General features: G+C 62.1%; 11 protein-coding genes, 2 tRNA genes and 3 rRNA genes. 13 read left to right on the top strand and 3 right to left on the bottom strand.

From position 1 onward, the window contains the following. Positions 1–192 precede the first annotated feature (192 nt). The 12 genes from purF (at position 193) to NW848_RS04600 (ending at position 15,131) form a co-directional block, all read left to right on the top strand. Entirely contained in the window at positions 193–1,632 is a 1,440-nt protein-coding gene (purF, locus tag NW848_RS04545; protein ID WP_414510519.1) for an amidophosphoribosyltransferase, read from the top strand. Positions 1,633–1,735: 103 nt separating this feature from the next. Continuing rightward, positions 1,736–2,749 carry a phytase gene (locus tag NW848_RS04550; RefSeq protein ID WP_414510520.1) on the top strand — a complete coding sequence of 338 codons (1,014 nt, stop codon included), beginning with the start codon at positions 1,736–1,738 and terminating at the stop codon, positions 2,747–2,749. Between the two features lie 33 nt (positions 2,750–2,782). Then, positions 2,783–3,070: a hypothetical protein gene (locus NW848_RS04555; RefSeq protein WP_414420368.1), complete on the top strand. Its 288-nt coding sequence runs from the start codon at positions 2,783–2,785 to the stop codon at positions 3,068–3,070. Continuing rightward, complete coding sequence (locus NW848_RS04560; protein WP_414510521.1) at positions 3,067–4,509, top strand: FAD-binding oxidoreductase; 1,443 nt, start codon at positions 3,067–3,069, stop codon at positions 4,507–4,509. Before NW848_RS04555 ends, NW848_RS04560 begins: the two co-directional genes overlap by 4 nt. 88 nt (positions 4,510–4,597) lie before the next feature. Further along, positions 4,598–5,932 carry a hypothetical protein gene (locus NW848_RS04565; protein WP_414510522.1) on the top strand — a complete coding sequence of 445 codons (1,335 nt, stop codon included), beginning with the start codon at positions 4,598–4,600 and terminating at the stop codon, positions 5,930–5,932. A gap of 376 nt (positions 5,933–6,308) precedes the next feature. Then, positions 6,309–7,836 (top strand): 16S ribosomal RNA (locus tag NW848_RS04570). Positions 7,837–7,899: 63 nt separating this feature from the next. After that, positions 7,900–7,976, top strand: a tRNA-Ile gene (locus tag NW848_RS04575). A gap of 2 nt (positions 7,977–7,978) precedes the next feature. Further along, positions 7,979–8,053, top strand: a tRNA-Ala gene (locus NW848_RS04580). A gap of 124 nt (positions 8,054–8,177) precedes the next feature. Next, positions 8,178–12,887: ribosomal RNA gene (locus NW848_RS04585) — 23S ribosomal RNA — on the top strand. A 95-nt stretch (positions 12,888–12,982) separates the two neighbouring features. After that, positions 12,983–13,099 (top strand): 5S ribosomal RNA (gene rrf, locus NW848_RS04590). Together the 16S, 23S and 5S rRNA genes with 2 tRNA genes alongside form the textbook arrangement of a ribosomal RNA operon. Positions 13,100–13,170: 71 nt before the next feature. Next, positions 13,171–13,962 (top strand): MerR family transcriptional regulator, encoded by a 792-nt coding sequence (locus NW848_RS04595; protein WP_414510523.1) that lies wholly within the window; start codon positions 13,171–13,173, stop codon positions 13,960–13,962. Further along, positions 13,959–15,131, top strand: a complete 1,173-nt coding sequence (locus NW848_RS04600; protein WP_414510524.1) for a glycosyltransferase — start codon at positions 13,959–13,961, stop codon at positions 15,129–15,131. Before NW848_RS04595 ends, NW848_RS04600 begins: the two co-directional genes overlap by 4 nt. On the opposite strand, the gene NW848_RS04605 is transcribed toward NW848_RS04600, so the two are convergent. Then, entirely contained in the window at positions 15,074–16,315 is a 1,242-nt protein-coding gene (locus NW848_RS04605; protein ID WP_414510525.1) for a glutamate-cysteine ligase family protein, read from the bottom strand. The genes NW848_RS04600 and NW848_RS04605 overlap by 58 nt on opposite strands. A gap of 36 nt (positions 16,316–16,351) precedes the next feature. On the opposite strand from NW848_RS04605, the gene NW848_RS04610 reads away from it, so the two are divergent. After that, complete coding sequence (locus tag NW848_RS04610; RefSeq protein WP_414510526.1) at positions 16,352–17,644, top strand: heme ABC transporter ATP-binding protein; 1,293 nt, start codon at positions 16,352–16,354, stop codon at positions 17,642–17,644. On the opposite strand, the gene nhaA is transcribed toward NW848_RS04610, so the two are convergent. Both nhaA and NW848_RS04620 read right to left on the bottom strand, forming a co-directional pair. Then, a complete protein-coding gene (gene nhaA / locus NW848_RS04615; RefSeq protein WP_414510527.1) occupies positions 17,598–18,953 on the bottom strand; it encodes a Na+/H+ antiporter NhaA in 1,356 nt (451 codons plus the stop codon). The two genes, NW848_RS04610 and nhaA, sit on opposite strands and share 47 nt — an antisense overlap. Before the next feature lie 3 nt (positions 18,954–18,956). Next, a complete protein-coding gene (locus tag NW848_RS04620) occupies positions 18,957–19,718 on the bottom strand; it encodes an enoyl-ACP reductase (RefSeq protein WP_414510528.1) in 762 nt (253 codons plus the stop codon). Between the last annotated feature and the right edge of the window lie 28 nt (positions 19,719–19,746).

A 19,746-nucleotide genomic window follows, 5' to 3' on the forward strand; every position in this document is an offset into this window, starting at 1 on the left:
TATACCTCAGAAAGTTCACTTAGGTTCCCCAATCAAACGGAGGGCGCGTGTGCGCACTGTCAGGCGCGCCGCCACTGCCACGCCTAACAGGAACGCCAACCCTGCCCACAGCGCACGCCGTTTCACAAAAGGATTCTACCCAGCGCGTTGGTCTGGGGGACGAAGAGGGGAATCAGGTACACTTATGCTGCCGTGTGGAACGAGGATACGCCGCGCGAGGCGTGCGGGCTGTTCGGTGTCTTTGCGCCAGGGGAGGATGTCGCCCGACTGACCTACTTTGGGCTGTTCGCGCTACAGCATCGGGGGCAAGAGAGCGCAGGCATCGCCGTCTCAGACGGCGCGCGTATCCGCGCCTACAAAGACTTGGGACTGGTCACGCGCGTGTTTTCGGAGCCGATTTTGCAGAGCCTACAGGGCTATATCGCCGTCGGGCATACCCGCTACTCCACCACAGGCTCGTCCACGCTGCGCAATGTGCAGCCGATTACCTGCGCGACCGAGCATGGCAACATCGCCGTCGCGCACAACGGCAACTTGGTGAACGCGCACCATCTGCGCGCCCGATTGGAGGCTGCAGGCGAGCAGTTCGAATCGACCAACGACTCGGAAGTTATCGTGCGGTTGATGGCTCGTGCGCTGGAAAACGGCGCGGACATCGTGGACGCCATCCGTGCGATGATGCGGCAGGTGCGGGGCGCGTACTCGCTGGCGATTCTGACCCCCACGCAGTTGATTGGCGTGCGCGACCCGTATGGCGTGCGCCCGCTGGCGTTAGGTCGGTTGGGTAGGGCGTGGGTGCTGGCGTCGGAGACCTGCGCCTTCCCGCCGATTGGCGCGGACTATGTGCGCGAGGTCAAGCCTGGCGAAATCGTCGTGATTGACGCCGACGGGCTGCACACCTACGAGGGGCTACCCCGTGCGTGTGAGGCGCTGTGCATGTTCGAACTCATCTACTTCGCGCGTCCCGACAGCCATCTGTACGGCAGGTTGCTGTACGAAGTGCGCCGTCGGATGGGGCGGATACTGGCGCGCGAGCATCCCGCGGAAGCGGATTTGGTCATCCCTGTGCCCGATTCGGGCGCGCCTGCAGCCGTGGGCTACGCGGCGGAGTCGGGCATTCCCTACGGCGACGGGCTAATCAAGAACCGCTACGCGCCACGCACTTTTATTCAGCCTGAGCAGCGGCTGCGCGAACAGAGCGTGCGCCTGAAACTCACGCCCCTGCGCGAGGTGATTGCGGGCAAGCGATTGGTGGTGGTGGACGACTCCATCGTGCGCGGCACAACCACGCGACAGATTGTGCGCTTACTCTTTGAGGCGGGCGCACGCGAGGTGCATCTGCGCATCACCGCGCCGCCCATCCGATTCCCCTGCCACTACGGAATCGATATGGCGACCCAGCGCGAGTTGGTCGCCGCGCACCACACAGTGGAAGATGTACGCCGACAAGTCGGCGCGACGACGCTGGGGTATCTTAGCATCGAGGGGCTGCTGGAAGCAGCAGGGCATCCACGCGAGCGGTTCTGCCTCGCCTGCTTCAACGGCGACTACCCCATCCCCATCCCTGACGATGTGGAGTTGGTGAAGGAGATTTTCGAGCGGGCGACGCCTGCAATAGAAGCAAAGCCGTAGGTGCTTTTTGAGGGCGGGGCAATCCCGCTGACAGCGGACGACCCATAGATTGGTAGGTGCGTTAACGAATCCTTAACACTTGTGCGGGGTATAGTGAACCGTCATGGTGCGGCTGCTTAAAACGGAGACGCCCGAAGTGCGCCCAGTGGTGCGCACGATGCCGCTGCCCGACGACGCCGACGACCCCGCGATTTGGACGCATCCCCGCGATCCGCGCCTGAGCCTGATTTTAGGCACGAACAAGGCGCGTGCGCCGCGCGGCGCCATCGGCGTGTTCGACCTCAGCGGACGCATGCTGCAACGGATTGACGGCATCGACCAGCCGAATAATATCGATGTTGCCTACGGCTTTGCGCTGGGGCGTGAGCGCGTCGATATCGCCGTCGCGACCGAGCGGTACGCCAGCCGCCTCCGCATCTTTCGGATTGACCCGGCGCGCCGCCGACTGGTGGACATCACTGACCCTGACGGCGCGCGCGTGTTCGCGGGCGAATCGGGCGAGCGCGCGATGCCGATGGGGGTTGCCCTCCACCAAGCGGGGCGCGGCGAGGTGCATGCGATTGTCTCGCGCAAGTCGGGACCGAAGCGCGGCTACCTGCATCAGTATCGGCTGGTTCCCACGCGCGGCAGGCGCGTCGGCGTGCAGCTCATGCGGGCGTTCGGCGCGTTCAGCGGCGAGGGCGAAATCGAAGCCATCTGCGTCGACAGCGAACTCGGCTATGTCTACTACGCCGACGAAGGCGTCGGCATCCGCAAGTATTACGCCGACCCGCGCCACCCTGAGCGCGAGATTGCCTTGTTTGCGACCGAATATGAGGGTGACCAGGAGGGCATCGCGATATACGCGCCTCCCGACGGTGCAGGCTACCTGCTTTGCACCGAGCAGATAGAAGGCGGCAGCAAGTTGCACATTTATCCCCGCTTCGGCGTGCAGCGCAAGCCGATTCTCACGCTGCGGACGGGCGCGGACAAGACCGATGGGTTGGACGCCAGCGCGCACAACTTCGGCGCGCCGTTCGAAAAAGGGCTGGTCGTCGCCATGAACAGCGAGGGGCGCAACTTCTGGCTCTATCGCTGGGCGGACATCGAACGGGAACTTGAAAGGCGTGTGCGGTAAGGCGTCTCTGCGCACGGCGGGTACAATCCCTATGTGCGCGAAGTCGAACAGAGCCTTGCGCTGAGTTATCGGCGGCTGACCTACGCCAGCGCGGCGCTGATGGCACTCGGCTGGGTGTGGCATGTGCTGCGCGGCGACCAGACGAACTGGCTGATTACGCTGGGACTGGGGCTACTGTTGCTGACACCGCTGCTCGCGCTGGCGCACTTGGCATGGCTGGCGAAGCCGCTGGATCGGCTGGCGGCGCGCTACAGCATCATTGCCCTACTGCTCCTCGCGCTGGCGGTGCTAATCGGGCTACTGCTGGGAAGGGCGCAATGAGCCTTTCGGACACGCTGCGGATAGACATGGAGCGCATCGTGGGCGCGGAGGCAGTGCTGACCGACCCCATCCAACTGCTGGCATACGACTGCGACGCCTACACGATTGAGAAAGCCCTGCCGACGGCGGTCGTGCTGCCCCAGACGACCGAGCAGGTTGCGGCGATTGTGCGGCTGGCGAACCGCGCAGGGCTGCCGATTGTGCCCCGCGGTGCGGGCACAGGGCTATCGGGCGGCGCGCTGGCAGCGCGGGGCGGAATCGTGCTGGCATTCAGCCGCATGCACCGAATCCTCTGGGTGGACACGCGCAATCGTCGCCTGCGCGCGCAAGCGGGCGCGGTGAACTACCAGCTAAGCAAAGCCGTGCAGCACGCGGGACTGCACTTCGCGCCTGACCCCTCGTCGCAAGGCGCCTGCACCATCGGCGGGAATGTCGCCGAGAACTCGGGCGGACCGCACACATTAAAATATGGCGTCACGGTGAACCACATCACGGGGCTGCAGGTGGTGCTGCCCGACGGCGAGATTATGGAACTGGGCGGCGAGGAAGACGAGCCGTTCGGGTACGACCTTGTGGGGCTGCTGACGGGCAGCGAGGGCACGCTGGCAATCGTCACGGAGGTCGTCGCGCGCCTGGCGTCCAACCCGCAGGCGACGCGCACGATGCTGGCGGTCTTCGAGACGCTGGAAGACGCCAGCCAGACCGTGTCGGACATCATCGCCGCGGGGATTGTGCCTGCCGCGCTGGAGCTGATGGACGCGCTAACGCTGCAGGCGGTGGAGGCGGCGTTCGGCTACGGATTCCCGTTGGACGCGGAGGCGGTGCTGCTGATTGAACTCGACGGGCTGGAGGCGGAGCTGGACGGCGAGCAGGCGCGGGTGTTGGACATCTGTCAGCGTAATTGCGCCCGCGAAGTGCGCCGCGCGACCACCCCGCTGGAACGCGCGAAACTGTGGGCAGCCCGCAAGAAAGCGATTGGCGCGCTGGGCAGGCTCGCGCCCTCATGCGTCACCCAAGATGGCGTCATCCCGCGCTCGAAACTGCCCCAAGTGCTGCGCGAGGCGGGGCGCATCGCCGAAAAATACGGCTTGCGCCTCGCGAATGTGTTCCACGCGGGCGACGGCAACCTGCACCCCGTGCTGCTGTTCGACGACTCCGACCCTGAACAGGTGGCGCGGGTGGTGGAAGCGGGCGACGAGATTCTGGCGTTGTGCCTGCGCGAAGGCGGCAGCCTGTCGGGCGAACATGGCATCGGCACAGAGAAATGCGCCTCGATGCATCAGATGTTCACCGCGCAGGATCTGGCGCTGATGAAGCGCGTCAAGGCGGTCTTCAACCCGCACGATGTGCTGAACCCCGACAAGATGTTCCCTGACACGCGCTACTGCTACGAGAGCAAGCGTCGGCTCACGGCAATCAGGCGCGGGGCGGCGGTCTAAATTCAAACGATTTGTTCAGGGGTATACTTCAGTTAGCGGCAAGGCAATCGCCTCCTACCTTGAGAGACAGTTTGGGAGGAAATCTCCTATGAACGGTGTCAAAACTGCGAAGCGAGTGGTTGGAGGAGCAGTAATTATCGGAGTTGCTGCTGCTGTGGCAGTCGGGGGTTACCTCGCGCGCCAGCAGCATACCCCTGCGACAATCCCCGAAATGCCGCTGGCAGATGGGGTACTACTGACAAACTGGTGGGAGATCCCGAACCCCATATTTCGGCTGCCGCTCGATGCGCGGGAGAGCCTTTTGCTGCAGATGGGGTATGTGTATGACGATGAGGCTTCGCCATCCACACTCGACGATGGAGAAAGACGCTTCCGACCGAACGGACTCATCCAGTACGGTGTCGGCGCGGAGGCGCAGCGGATTGAGCAGTGGCTAAACAAGCCCTTGTTTGGGGATGCCGCGCACGCCCTGCTGATTGAAGAGAAATACGGGTTCGGACGCCCCTTGTTCAGCTTCTCGGTGGAGGAAGTGGGCACGGAACTTCAAGAGGGTGCAGTTCCCGAGTCGCTGCGGGTGCTGTTCCAGGCGCACGGTGAACCGCTTTCGGAACAAGCGAGCCTGATAGACGCTGAGAGCGAATGGTGGATATCAGACGGCGTAATCTACATCCTTCGCCCAGAAGGGGGAGTGTTCCGTGTGTACGGTGAACCGCGCAAGGGAAACCCGCGCCTTGTGGAGCAACGGATTCCCGTCGACTGGAAGCCTCGCTCGTTTCGAGTGCCGCTCCCTGCTGAGACGCGCCCGAACTGGTGCCAAGTGATGCGTGTGCGGAAAACCCCAACTTCTTCTGGTACGAAGCAGACGCAGCAAGTGGAGGCGGCATACCTTGATTGGCATCCCAAAGAGGGTTGGCAGACGCGCAAGGCGGCGTCCTTCACGCACAATGCAGGGAAGGGTCTCTCCGCGCTGCAATTCTGGTTTGATGAGCTAACCGAGATTACTCCCGATATGGATTGGGTAGCAGTCGCTTGGTTTAGCGCGGACGCGCCGCGTGGCGAACAACCCTACGAGCAGTTTCTCATCGTCGCGGTGCTTTCGGGGCAGATTGTGAGTCGCGACGGAACGCTCGTTTTGAACGCGGGCGAGGCGGCGTGTGTGGGATTGGTGCATCCCCCGAATGAGCCGTTCGCGCAAGTGGAGCGAATGCGACCCGTCGAGCTGCGCGTTTATCCGTCGCACTGCGTGCTGCGTTGGGACGCTTCCCTGACAGGGGGACGCAAGCTGCTGGATATCGCCCTCTACGCGCTACCGCGTGGGGCAAAGGGGGCGCGCTTCAGATGGGACTATCGTCGAGACGGCATCGACCTCGATCTCGGCTGGAGCTGGGCGCCTCAGCGGGCTGTGTGGTTGGTTGACTTTTGAGCGAGGCGTCTTGGGGCAGGGCTTTCCCGAATTTCCCCTGAATTTGGGGCGAATTTGCCCCGAATCGGGCTTAAACCCTTGACAACGCCCTCGCGAACATGGTAATATATAGCCCGCCTCAAAGCAAGGGACTTTGGGCGCGAGTGACACCTTGAGATCCCAGAAACTGCGTGCGTAGGGGCTATGCCCTTGACAAACGCGCCTGGGATGTGGTATAATCAGACTCGCCGACGAGATGCTGCAAGGCGCGTCGGCGCGTGCGCTTGGCGCAACGGCGGCAAGCGCAGAATAAACCTTGAAAACCGGGCAGGTAAGAACGCTTTGCGAGCCCAAGTCGATTCGGAAAACGAGCCCGCGCAAGCGGGAGAAGCGTTTTCTGACGGAGAGTTTGATCCTGGCTCAGGGCGAACGCTGGCGGCGTGCCTTAGACATGCAAGTCGAGCGGTAGGCGTCCTTCGGGGCGCCGAGAGCGGCGAACGGCGGAGTAACACGTGGGTAACCTGCCCCGAAGACTGGGATAACCCGGGGAAACTCGGGCTAATACCGGATGTGGATGCCTTGGCTTCGGCGAAGGCATCTAAACGGGTTTCCGCTTCGGGATGGGCCCGCGGCCTATCAGGTTGTTGGTGAGGTAACGGCTCACCAAGCCGACGACGGGTAGCCGGTCTGAGAGGACGATCGGCCCGAGGGGCACTGAGACACGGGCCCCACTCCTACGGGAGGCAGCAGTCGGGAATTTTGGGCAATGGGCGCAAGCCTGACCCAGCGACGCCGCGTGGAGGACGAAGCCCTTCGGGGTGTAAACTCCTTTTAGTGGGGACGAACGCAGACGGTACCCACAGAAAAAGCCCCGGCTAACTACGTGCCAGCAGCCGCGGTAATACGTAGGGGGCGAGCGTTGCCCGAATTTACTGGGCGTAAAGCGCACGTAGGCGGCTCCGTAAGTCTGGTGTGAAATCTCACGGCTCAACCGGGAGGCTGCACCAGATACTGCGGGGCTCGAGGACGGGAGAGGAGATTGGAATTCCCGGTGTAGCGGTGAAATGCATTGATATCGGGAGGAACACCAGTGGCGAAGGCGGATCTCTGGCCCGTTGCTGACGCTGAGGTGCGAAAGCTGGGGGAGCGAAAGGGATTAGATACCCCTGTAGTCCCAGCCCTAAACGATGGGCGCTAGGTGTTGGGGGAATTACCCCTCAGCGCCGTAGCTAACGCATTAAGCGCCCCGCCTGGGGAGTACGGCCGCAAGGTTGAAACTCAAAGGAATTGACGGGGGCCCGCACAAGCGGTGGAGCATGTGGATTAATTCGATACAAACCGAAGAACCTTACCTGGGCTTGACATCCACGAGAAACGCCCTGGAAACAGGGCGCCTCGGTGGGGAAACCCACCGACCCGTGGACACCGGTTGCATGGCTGTCGTCAGCTCGTGCCGTGAGGTGTTGGGTTAAGTCCCGCAACGAGCGCAACCCCTGTCCTCTGTTGCCAGCGGGTCATGCCGGGCACTCTGAGGAGACTGCCGTGGTCAACACGGAGGAAGGTGGGGACGACGTCAAGTCAGCATGGCGGTTACGTCCAGGGCGTCACACATGCTACAATGGGTGGTACAAAGGGCAGCCAACGCGCGAGCGGGAGCGAATCCCAAAAAACCACCCTCAGTTGGGATCGCAGTCTGCAACTCGACTGCGTGAACGCGGAATCGCTAGTAACGGCGGGTCAGCCATACCGCCGTGAATACGTTCCCGGGCCTTGTACACACCGCCCGTCAAGTCACCCGAGTCGGCTGCACCCGAAGTCGGTCGCCTAACCCACACGGGAGGGAGCCGCCGAAGGTGTGGCTGGTAAGGGGGACTAAGTCGTAACAAGGTAGCCGTACCGGAAGGTGCGGCTGGATCACCTCCTTTAACGGAAGCAACTCTCTACGGCACGCAAAGCACTACCTGCTCGGTTTCGAGGGAACCACAGACGGGCGCGTAGCTCAGTCGGTTAGAGCGCACCCCTGATAAGGGTGAGGTCATTGGTTCGAATCCAATCGCGCCCACCAGTGGGGGCGTAGCTCAGCGGGAGAGCACCTGCTTTGCACGCAGGGGGTCACCGGTTCAAATCCGGTCGCCTCCACCAGCCTAACCCTCAGCGCCCTACGGGGCGTTGACGGTTGGGCTGAAGGCACCAACACAATGGGCAACGGACCCAACGATTTCCCACTTTGACAACTGGACTGGAGTCATCGAGAAGCGCGCCAAGTAGGCAAGCTACTAAGGGCGCACGGCGGATGCCTAGGAGCAAGGAGCCGATGAAGGGCGTGGTAAGCTGCGATAAGCTGCGAGGAGCCGCAAACAGGCGTTGATCCGCAGATCCCCGAATGGGAGAACCCGGCCACCGAATGGGTGGTCACCCACCGCTGAACCCATAGGCGGTGTGGAGGGAACCTGGGGAACTGAAACATCTCAGTACCCAGAGGAAAAGAAATCGAATGAGATTCCCTCAGTAGCGGCGAGCGAACGGGGAAGAGCCTAAACCAACTGGGCGTGCCCAGTTGGGGTCGTGGGACCGACATCAGAGTACGCCTTCCGCTTAGCAGAAGTGCCTGGAACGGCATGCCATAGAGGGTGAGAGCCCCGTACGCGAAAAGTGGAAGCGACTCGTCGGCATCCCGAGTAGCACGGGATAAGTGGAGCCCTGTGCGAATCCGCCCGGACCACCGGGTAAGGCTAAATACTCCTTGCTACCGATAGCGCAACCAGTACCGTGAGGGAACGGTGAAAAGCACCCCGGAAGGGGAGTGAAAGAGAACCTGAAACCGTGCGCTTACAAGCAGTCGGAGGACTATACCCCTCTGGGGGACAGTCTGACGGCGTGCCTTTTGCAGAATGAGCCGGCGAGTTACGCTCAGCGGCAAGGTTAAGCGTCTCAGACGCGGAGCCGTAGCGAAAGCGAGTCCACACAGGGCGACTCAGTCGCTGGGCGTAGACCCGAAACCGCGCGATCTACCCCTGGTCAGGCTGAAGCCGTGGTAACACACGGTGGAGGGCCGAACCGGTGTCCGTTGAAAAGGGCTCGGAGGAACTGGGGGTAGTGTGGTGAAATGCCAATCGAGCGCGGAGATAGCTGGTTCTCCCCGAAATGCATTGAGGTGCAGCCTCACGCACTATGCGATGCAGGTAGAGCCACTGGATGGGCTAGGGGCCCTACCAGGTTACCGAACCCAACCAAACTCCGAATGGCATCGCAGGAAGCGTGGGAGTGAGACAGCGACGGATGAGCGCCGTTGTCAAAAGGGAAATAGCCCAGACCGCCCGCTAAGGTCCCCAAACACAGGCTAAGTGTGAAAGGATGTAGGGTCGCGTAAACAACCAGGAGGTTGGCTTAGAAGCAGCCATCCTTTAAACAGTGCGTAACAGCTGACTGGTCGAATGTGACCCTGCGCCGACAATGTAAGGGGGCTCAAGCCTGTTACCGAAGCGGCGGGTTCCCCGCAAGGGGAGCGGTAGGGGAGCGTTCTGCTCGCAGGGAAGGTGGAGCGCAAGCACCACTGGAGCGTGCAGAAGTGAGAATGCCGGCACGAGTAGCGAGAAGACGGGTGAGAATCCCGTCCGCCGAAAGCCTAAGGGTTCTTCAGGCAGGTTCGTCCGCTGAAGGTTAGGCGGTCCTAAGTCGAGGGCGAAAAGCCGTAGGCGAAGGGCAGTGGGTCAACATTCCCACCCCAGGTGGTGGAGCTAAGCGGTGACGCTTCAGAATCGGTCGGGCGCAGAGTTGGAAGGCTGCGCTCGCCCCAGCGGCAACTCTGGGGCGACGAAGGGATCCCTCGCGGTGAACGAAGCGACCGTGACTGGAGCCGAGAAAACCCGCGTCGCGTTGAAACCACCTGACCGTACCGCAAACCGACACAGGTAGGCGAGGCGAGGAGCCTCAGGCGCGCGAGAGAAGTCCCGCTAAGGAACTCGGCAAATTGACCCCGTAACTTCGGGAGAAGGGGTGCCTCGAAAGAGGTCGCAGCAAAGCGGGCCCGGCGACTGTTTACCAAAAACACAGCTCTCTGCGAAGGGGAAACCCGATGTATAGGGGGCGACGCTTGGCCAATGCCCGTAGGTTAAGGTGAGGGGTCAGCCGCAAGGTGCAGCCCCGAACTGAAGCCCGGGTGAATGCCGGCCGTAACTCTAACGGTTCGTCACAGGGCCGTTGTAAAATCTGGCTATATGCTGGGACAGCTCGTGTATCCCACACTACCGAGGAGGTGACAAAGTGATGGGTGGAGCCAATCAGCAGGAAAGACTTGAAGTCACCGAAGAGGCGAAATGGTTCCTCGCAGGGTTCATCGAAGGCGAAGGCTCGCTGCTGGTGAGCATCAAACACCACGAAACCAGCCGCTACGGATACTATGTTGACCCAGAGTTTCATCTGGTGCAACACCGCAGCGGACTACCCCTGCTCAAACTCGCCCAGCAAGTCTTCGGCACAGGACGCATCTTCCCCAAACCGGGAAGCCCCAACTGCTATGTCTACGCCATCCACTGTCGGCGTAGCCTCTGGGAGAAGGTCGTACCCTACTTCGAGAAGTATGTGGTACCCTTCTCATGCAAGCGCGAAACCTTCTATCGGTTCCGCGAAATCCTGGAACTGATGAACCAAGGGGAACACCGCCGCCCTGAGGGGCTGGCACGCATCGTCGAGAAGGCGTATGCGATGAACCCAGCCGCTAAGGGAAAGCAACGGCTCCGACCGCTGCAGGAGGTGATTTCAAGAATCCTCAGAGACCATACGCCAGACGCTTCGCAGATCCCTGCGGAGTGAAGATATGGTCCAGTCCCTATGGCGACATAGGGGGCAACTGCCTATGGTAGCGAAATTCCTTGTCGCGTAAATTGCGACCCGCACGAAAAGCGTAACGACTGGGCCACTGTCTCAGCGGGACTCTCGGTGAAACTGTAGCACCCGTGAAGATGCGGGTTACCTGCGGTAGGACGGAAAGACCCTATGGAGCTTTACTACAGCTTGAGATTGCATTTCGGTATGTCATGTATAGCGTAGGTGGGAGCTTCGGCGCCAATGGAACACCACTCTTGACCTACTGGAATGCTAACCTGCGCCGTTATCCGGCGTGGAGACAGTCTTAGGCGGGTAGTTTGACTGGGGCGGTCACCTCCTAAACGGTAACGGAGGTGTCCAAAGGTCCGCTCAGCGCGGTCGGAAATCGCGCGTCGAGTGCAAGGGCATAAGCGGGCTTGACTGTGAGACCTACGGGTCGAGCAGGTGCGAAAGCAGGGCCTAGTGACCCTCTGGCTGTGCGTGGGCACGCCAGGGTTCAACGGATAAAAGCTACCCTAGGGATAACAGGCTGATCCTGCCCGAGCGTCCACAGCGACGGCGGGGTTTGGCACCTCGATGTCGGCTCAATCTGGGCCCCTGAAGAGGCAACTCTTCAGGTAAAATCCGGCTGATAACGGGGAAGCCCTAACGCAATCCTCCCCCGATTGGCGAGGGTAATCCCGTGGGAAGTCGAGGAGTTGAAAATGCTGTCAGAGCCAGAGCATTCCGTGCTGGTCGGCTCTCTTCTCGGAGATGCATGCCTTTCCAAGAACGGCAAGCATTATCGGGTGCGCTTCGACCATAGTGCTTCCGCGGCAGAATACGCGCTGTGGAAGCATACACTGCTACAGCGCATTTGTCGCGAACCGCGCACTGTGGCTGTGTTTGATAAGCGCACATGTAAACACTACTACCACATCCGATACGATACGACGAGCCTCCCAGAGTTGGAGTGGTATGGGGAGACATTCTACCCCGACGGCTGGAAAGTGGTTCCATCTAATGTGGAACGGCTCTTGACGGAACTGGCTTTGGCAGTGTGGTACATGGACGACGGACATCGCCGCACAGACTGCAACGCTTTGCGGTTGAACACCCACGCTTTTCCACGCTCTGATGTGGAACGGTTAGCTAATGCCCTATCCAATCGATATGGCATCCGTGCTAAGCTCCACCAGGCGGGAAAAAGCCACTGGGTTCTTTATGTACCATCGCGAAGCGCAGTCTCGTTTTGCGAAATTATCCGTTCCTATGTACCCCCGTGTATGGGATACAAACTCCTTTGACCCCGTAACGACTGAAGGCTTTATGCCTGAGATGGGTGTCCTGCCCTAAGTCATGGCAAATCTACGGCACTCATCACACGCCGGACCCTTGACGAGCGATGGTCAAGGTGATGCTATAGTCTATGCCACTGGAAACAGTGGAGAATCATGCGTCGCATCCTGGGGCTGAATAGGGTCCCAAGGGTTGGGGGGTTCACCCATTAAAGCGGCACGCGAGCTGGGTTCAGAACGTTAGCCCAAAAGGGCGTGGCGTCCCACAGGAGTAATCCTGTGGTGCCTACCGGCTCATATCGGTAGACCCCTCCTGCAGTCCGCCGAACGCTGCAGAGGGCAATACCGAGGGAAGAACGGGAGCTGAAGATGAAGGACAAATTCTCTCCGCAGTAATGCGGTGCAAGCTGCCGTTCCCCGTAACGACTGAAGGCTTTACGCCTGAGATGGGCGTCCTGCCCTAAGTCGGGGCAAATCTATGGCGCTCATCATACGCCGGCTCCTCCTTGTCCTTCGGGAGGATGGAGGTATAGTCTACACCCTTGGAAACAAGGGAGGAATGTGCGTGAGACAGTTCGGTCCCTATCCACCGCAGGCGTAGGAGACTTGAGGGGAGCTGGCCCTAGTACGAGAGGACCGGGCTGGACCGACCTCTGGTGTACCAGTTGTCCCGCCAGGGGCAGTCGCTGGGTAGCCATGTCGGGACGGGATAAGCGCTGAAAGCATCTAAGCGCCAAGCCCACCCCAAGATAAGGTCTCCCATCCGGACAACGGAGTAAGGTCCCCAGTAGATGACTGGGTTGATAGGCGGCAGGTGTAAGCGCAGTAATGCGTTGAGCTGAGCCGTACTAATTGACCGAGGGCTTGCCTACTGACGCACTTCCGACGACTCCAGCTCCAGTTGTCAAAACCTCTCCTGAGAGGGAACCGACCCTCTCACGAGCGGTGGACTGCACACGCTTTCAATCTGGGTGTCCATAGCGGAGGGGAAACACCCGTTCCCATCCCGAACACGGCAGTTAAGCCCTCCAGCGCCGAAGATACTGCTCTGGTAACGGAGTGGGAAAATAGGTCGATGCCCAGATTGAAATCACCTCCACGGCTCCAGAGTTCTCTGGAGCCGTTTTCGCATTTAAGGTACACTATAGCGCATCCATGAGCCGTCTAAGCCTGACTGATTGGTATCGCTATCTTGAGACCCAGTATGCGGACGACCAGCCAGAGCCGCAGTCGTCCGATGCGCCAGCGGAGGCGTCGTCGCAAGCATCGCCTCGGACGCCCCAACCGCCTGCGGAGCCGCCGCAGCCTGCCGCGCCCTCCGAAATTTCGCCACCCCCGATTTCTGAGCCGATGCCCGCTTCGCCTGCGCCGATGCAGGAGCGCGGGTACGCGCTGGTCTCTATTCGCGTGCCCCATATTGTCGAGTTCGTGCCCTTGCTTCAGCAGGAACTGAACTGGCAGCCGCCCGCACCACCTACGCAGACGACCCCGACCCCAGAACCGCCCACGCCGTCGGAGCCGTCCTCGGACGGACCGCGCCTACGCAAGCGCAAGGGACGCAAAAAAATCGCCCCCGAAACAATCGTGCCGCCCGAAGCCGATGAACTCTGGGCGAAGTTGCCCCAGTACCTGCGCTATCTGGCGGAGTGGACAGATGACGGCGTCACGCGCAAATACTATCCCGTGCGCGGGCGCGACGAGAGCCGCGAGGAACTCATCGCGCGGCTGACCGACCCCGTGCTGACACTGGAGGAGACGGCGCGCCTGCTGGGCGTGTGCCCTGCGACCGTCCGCCGCTACACCGACCGCGGCTGGCTGCACTGCTTCCGCACGGAGGGCAACCAGCGCCGATTCCGCCTCTCAGACATCGTGGCGTTTCTGGAAGAGCAAGCCCTGCGCCAGCCGCGCGGGAACCGCAACGCCCGCCGCGAATCGGAAACGCCGTGAAAGTCGCCATCTTCTCGGAAAGCTACCTGCCGTACCTGAACGGGGTCAGCGTCTCGATTCGCATCCTACACGAGGAGCTGACCCGTCGCGGGCACGAGGTCTGGATTTACGCGCCGCGCTTCCGCGATTACCGAGACCCGTATCCCACCGTGCGCCGCCTGCCGTCGGTCTACACGCCGTTCGAACCCGACTACCCGATTGCGCTGCCGTTTGCGCCTGCGCTCTGGCGCGAGTTTCGCACGCTGGGAATCGACATCGTCCATACACACACGCCGTTTTTCACGGGGATTGTGGGCGCGCGTTGGGCAAGGCGGCTGCGCCTCCCGCTGGTCAGCACTTACCACACGCTGTACGAAGAGTATCTGCACTATGTGCCGCGTATCGTGCCGCGTGCGCCTGTGCGCCGCCTACTGCGCTGGCATCTGCGTCGCTACTACGAGGGCGTGGACGCCGTGATGACCCCGTCGGACATCGGCGCGGAGGTGCTACGCAAGTACGGCGTGCGCAAGCCGATTACACCGATCCGCAATCCCGTGCTGCCGTTCCCAGCGGTCAGCAAGGCGGAGGCGCGGGCGCGGTTGGGCATCCCCAACGAGGTGTGGATGCTGCTCTATGTCGGGCGGATGGCGCCCGAAAAAAATGTTGCCGTCTTGCTGGAAGCGATACCGCACATCGTGCGCGGCTGCCCCGACGCGCGGCTGTGGCTGGTGGGTCCGGGTCCCGCGCTGGAGTCGCTCCGCGCGGAGGCACAGACGCGTCAACTCACCCAGTGGGTGCAGTTCACAGGTCCCGTACCGCGCGAGGAGGTGTCGCTCTACCTGCTGGCGGCGGACTTGTTCGTGTTTCCGTCGGTGACCGAGTCGCAGGGGCTGGTGCTGGACGAGGCGCAGGCGGCGGGCTTGCCCTGCATCGTCGCCAACGGCGGTGGCGCGCCCGAAGCAGTAGACTACGGGCAAACAGGGCTGATTGTGGAGCCAACCCCCGAAGCGTTTGTGGAAGCAGTGCTGTACCTCACGCGCCACGAGGCGGAACGTGAGGCGTTGCGCCAGCGCGCCGTGCGCAAACGGGAGACTCTCTCCGTGCCCGCGGTGGTCGATCGCATTTTGCAGGTCTACGAATCGGCGCGGCAGACGGTTGGGTCGCCTGCAACGGTCTCTGTGACCAAGTAGCCGTCGCGGATGGGCGCGCCCCACTCCGCCCACGCTTTGTACGCCGTGTAGGGTAAACGCGGCATATAGTAACCCAGCACGCCCAACACTCCACGCCATGCCGATGGGCGCGCAGGGTGCGGCGCAACAGGCGCCCAGCGTCCCGTGCGGTAGGCGTGGTTCAGGCGGGCGTATGTGTGAAGGAGGGCGTTAGGTGAAATCGTTGCGGGTGTCGCTGGTGCCAACGCCCAGTTGAATCCCCCCACTCCCACACCCTCTCCCCCCTTAGTAAGGGGGGATTTGTTGCGCGCTGCACCGAATTGGCTCGCCTGCCTACTGGATGAGGAGGGGACAGAAGGTGGGATCCAAAACCGCTTCAGATACCCGTGAAGGGCGTCCGAAACCGTCTCCTGTAGCAACGCCTCTGGAATCTCGTACACCGTGCTTAGTTCGCGATGCAGCGCCTGCAGGTCGGGCGTGTAGCCGACGCACGCTGCTTGATGGCGCAGCGCGGCATAGCGGGCGCGGTCAATCGGGCGCGCCGTCGGCAACTGGGCAATTGCCTGCACCGCCTCCAACAGCACACGCAGCCGCTCCAAGTCCCAGATGGGGTCGCATGCCCGAATCTCAATCGTGCCCAGCCGCCGCGAGAGGATGAGGTCTTGGAATCGGTAGTACGGGTCGTCGTGCAGCGCGCCAATCGCGAACGACGAAGCCACGCGGTACGACTGCCCAAAATAGCGTCCGCCCGCGTAAGGGCTGCTCGCCGAAAGCAGAATCAGCAGCGGCAGGAAGTACGCCAGATTCGCGTACACCGTGGGGCGACGCTCGGCTGGGACGCCGATGTGGATATGTAGCCCCGCCGTGTTGGTCGGCGTGTCCAAATCAAACAGATGCCCCACAGGAACCAGGTAGGCGTCGCCCGCGGCGTCCGCCAGCGCGGCGCGATGCGTGCGGAGTTCGTCCAGCAGGGCGTCAATATCCGTGTGCGGGCGCGTGGCGATTTCCACACTGCTCATAAAGCACTGGCGCGCGTCGCGCCCCCGCGCGAAGTTGCTCGCCGTGTGCTTATAGTAATCGCGCGGGTTGCGCCAAAGCAGTTTCGCCAGCACATAGAGCGCGTCCAGCGTCGGGCGCGTCGGCGTCGTGATGAAAACCTCCTCCTCCAGTCCGAGCGTGATGCTGGACGCTGCGCGAATGCTCACGGCGAAAAGGATACCCCACATGCTACACTACTTGGGATGCTGTGCGCGGAGGCGATTACGGCGGGCTACGGGCGCGTGCCTGTGGTTCACGAGGCGTCGCTGCGGGTCGCGCAGGGGCAGGTCGTCGCGCTGCTGGGACCGAACGGGTCGGGCAAGACGACACTGCTGCGCGTGCTGGCGCGTACACTCGCCCCGTTTTCGGGACGGCTGACGCTGGACGGGCAGCCTTACGACGCCTACCGCCCCGCCGAATTCGCCCAGCGGGTCGCCTACGCGCCCCAAGAGACCCCCGCCGAGATGGGCTTCACCGTCGCCGAACTGGTGATGATGGGGCGCTACCCGCACCAGAAAGGCTTCTGGGGCGCAAGCCGCGCCGACTGGGACGCCGTGCAGCAGGCGATGGCGCTCACCCAGATTCAGCACCTGGCGACGCGCACGATTAGCCAACTCAGCGGGGGCGAGCGCCAGCGGGTGAACCTCGCGCGCGCACTTGCCCAGCAAGCCCAGTACCTGCTGCTGGATGAGCCAACTGCCCACTTAGACCTGCGCCACCAGACGCGCCTGATGCACACCTTGCGCCAGCATGCTTACGAACGGCGCGTCGGTATACTGGTCGTGCTGCACGACCTGAACTTAGCCGGTCAGTACGCTGACCACATCGCACTGATGCACGCGGGCAGGATTGTGGCGCAGGGGACGCCCGATTCGGTGATGCAGCCTGCGCTGCTGGAGGCGGTCTACCACACGCCCGTGCTGACGCAGACGAACCCAACGACGGGCAAGCCGCTGGTGTTCGCCCTTGCACCCGACGACGCGCCGCAGGTTCCGCCCGACGCGCCGACGGCGTTCGTGATTGCGGGCGGCGGGTCGGGCGCGGCGGTCTACTACGCGCTGCTTACTGCGGGCTGGCGTGTCTGCACGGGCGTGCTGAACCTGCTGGACACCGATGAGGAAGCGGCGCGCGCCCTTCGCATCGAACACATCACCGAGCAGCCCTTCTCGCCCATCTCAGACGACGCCTACCGCCGCGCACGACAACTGATGCAGGCGGCAGACGCTGTCATCATTGCCGATGCGCCGTTTGGACGGGGCAACCTGCGCAATCTGGAGCTGGCGCGCTGGGCGCAAGAGCAGGGCAAGCCTGTCTTCGCGCTGGAGAGCCGCCCCATTGAGACGCGCGACTTCACCGACGGGGCAGCCTGCGCGCTCTGGCGAATGCTCCTGCAGCACGGCATGGCAACCGCGCCCGACCTGCCGACATTGCTGGAGCAACTCGCGCCGCTCACTCCAAATGGGGCTGCGGCTTCGTCCACAGACGCAACATTGTGAAGCCAATTGCGCCTGCCAGGGCGGAGCCGAACAGGATGCCCAACTTCGCGTAGTCCAGCTCGTCGCCGCGAAACGCCAGCCCGCCGATAAACAGCGCCATCGTAAAGCCAATCCCCGCCAGGAAGCCGACGCCCACAATATGCACGAAGTTGATACCCTGCGGCAGCTGCGCCAGCCCCAGCCGAACTGCCAGCCACGAGAAGAGCGCAATCCCCAGCGGCTTGCCGATTAGCAGCCCCAGCGCAACGCCCCAAATCACGCGGCTCGTCCAGTTCAGCCCGCCCTCGCCGCCGAGCGCAACGCCCGCGTTCGCCAGTGCAAACACAGGCATCACAAAGAACGCCACGAAATAGTGCAGCTGATGCTCCAGTCGCTGCAGGGGCGACTGCACCCGCAAAGCTTCCCGCTCGATGGCTTCCACTGCCGACTGCTGTTCGGGCGAAAGGATGATTGTGCGCTCGGTGATTGGCTGGTCGAACTCGTTGAGGTACTCGCGCACGCGGACGATGAATAGCTCTGGGTCAATCCGTGAGCGCACAGGGATTGCAAACGCGCCCAGCACGCCCGCCACTGTCGCATGCACGCCCGACTTGAGCATGAAAAACCACATCCCCAAGCTCACGAGGAAGTAAATCAGCGCGTTGCGCACGCCCAGCCGATTCATCAGAATCATCGCGCCCCAAAACAGGAACGAGTAGAGCAGCGCGTCCACCTTGAGGTTCTCGGTGTAGAACAGCGCAATCACCAGCACTGCGCCGAGGTCGTCCACGATTGCCAGCGCGGTGAGGAACACCTTGAGCGCGAGGGGCGCGCGCGTGCCCAGCAGCGCAAGCACGCCCAGTGCGAAGGCGATGTCGGTTGCCATTGGAATACCCCAGCCGCGAATTTCGGGCGTGCCCCAGTTCAACGATGCGTAAATCAGCGCAGGAACCACCATCCCGCCGACCGCCGCAGCCATCGGCAACACCGCTTTGCGCGGCGAACGCAACTCGCCCACCAGCAATTCGCGCTTAATCTCCATCCCCACCAAAAAGAAGAACACCGCCATCAAGCCGTCGTTAATCCACAGCAGCAGCGGCTTGTCGATATCGATAAGGTTGCCGAAGCGCACCTCAACGGGGGTCGACCAGAGGCGGAAGTAATACTCGCCCAGCGGTGAGTTCGCCCATAGCAACGCAACAATCGCGCACGCCAGCAATACAACGCCCCCTGCGCTCGCCTGCTTGGCGAACATCGCAAACGGCTTCGCTAACCGCTCAATCGGCAACGGCTCCAGCGGCTGATACTTTGTGGGCTTGAGCTGCGCCATCTCTTACATCCCCAGAATGTGGTAGCCTGCGTCGATGTAAATCACTTCGCCCGTGATGCCGCGCCCCATGTCGCTGAACAGGAACACGGCGGCGTCGCCCACTTCATAAGGGTCGGTATCGCGTTTGAACGGCGCGTGATGGCGCACATACTCCATCATCGAGGTGAACCCGCGAATACCCCGCGCGGCAAGCGTGCTGACAGGTCCAGGCGACAGCGCGTTCACACGAATCTGCCGTGCGCCCAGCTCGTATGCTAAGTAGCGCACGCTGGCTTCCAGCGCAGCTTTGGCGACGCCCATCACATTATAGCCAGGCACCACCCGCTCGCTGCCCAAGTAGGTCAGCGTCAGTAGGGACGCCCCGTCGCGCAAAATCGGCTCCAGAGCGCGCGTCGCCGCCACAAAGGTGTAGACGCTGGTCTCCAGCGCAACCTTGAACCCCTCACGCGAAGTGTCCAAGTAGCGCCCCATTAGCTCCTCGCGCAGCGCATACGCTACACAGTGCGCCATAAAGTCCACTTGCCCCCAGCGATTGCGAAGAGTGTCCACCACCTGCTGAATTTCCGCGTCGTTGTTCAGGTCGCACTGCAGCGTGAAGGCGTCGGGCAGCTCCCGCGCCAGCGCGTTGACCTTCTCCTCGAATCGCTCGTTCTGATAGGCAATCGCAAGTTGCGCGCCGTGCGCCGCGCACCGCTGGGCAATCTTCCATGCCAAACTGTGCTGGTTCGCCACCCCGAAGATGATGCCCTTCTTCCCTGTCAGCATAAGCAAACCTCCTGTCGCCTAAAGGATA

It is taken from the genome of Synechococcus sp. RC10A2 (assembly GCF_047502605.1).

Coding starts and splice junctions, on each gene's coding strand:
- NW848_RS04620 (WP_414510528.1), bottom strand. CDS start 19,718: ATGCTGACAGGGAAGAAGGGCATCATCTTCGGGGTGGCGAACCAGCAC.
- nhaA (WP_414510527.1), bottom strand. CDS start 18,953: ATGGCGCAGCTCAAGCCCACAAAGTATCAGCCGCTGGAGCCGTTGCCG.
- NW848_RS04610 (WP_414510526.1), top strand. CDS start 16,352: ATGCTGTGCGCGGAGGCGATTACGGCGGGCTACGGGCGCGTGCCTGTG.
- NW848_RS04565 (WP_414510522.1), top strand. CDS start 4,598: ATGAACGGTGTCAAAACTGCGAAGCGAGTGGTTGGAGGAGCAGTAATT.
- NW848_RS04560 (WP_414510521.1), top strand. CDS start 3,067: ATGAGCCTTTCGGACACGCTGCGGATAGACATGGAGCGCATCGTGGGC.
- NW848_RS04595 (WP_414510523.1), top strand. CDS start 13,171: ATGAGCCGTCTAAGCCTGACTGATTGGTATCGCTATCTTGAGACCCAG.
- NW848_RS04550 (WP_414510520.1), top strand. CDS start 1,736: ATGGTGCGGCTGCTTAAAACGGAGACGCCCGAAGTGCGCCCAGTGGTG.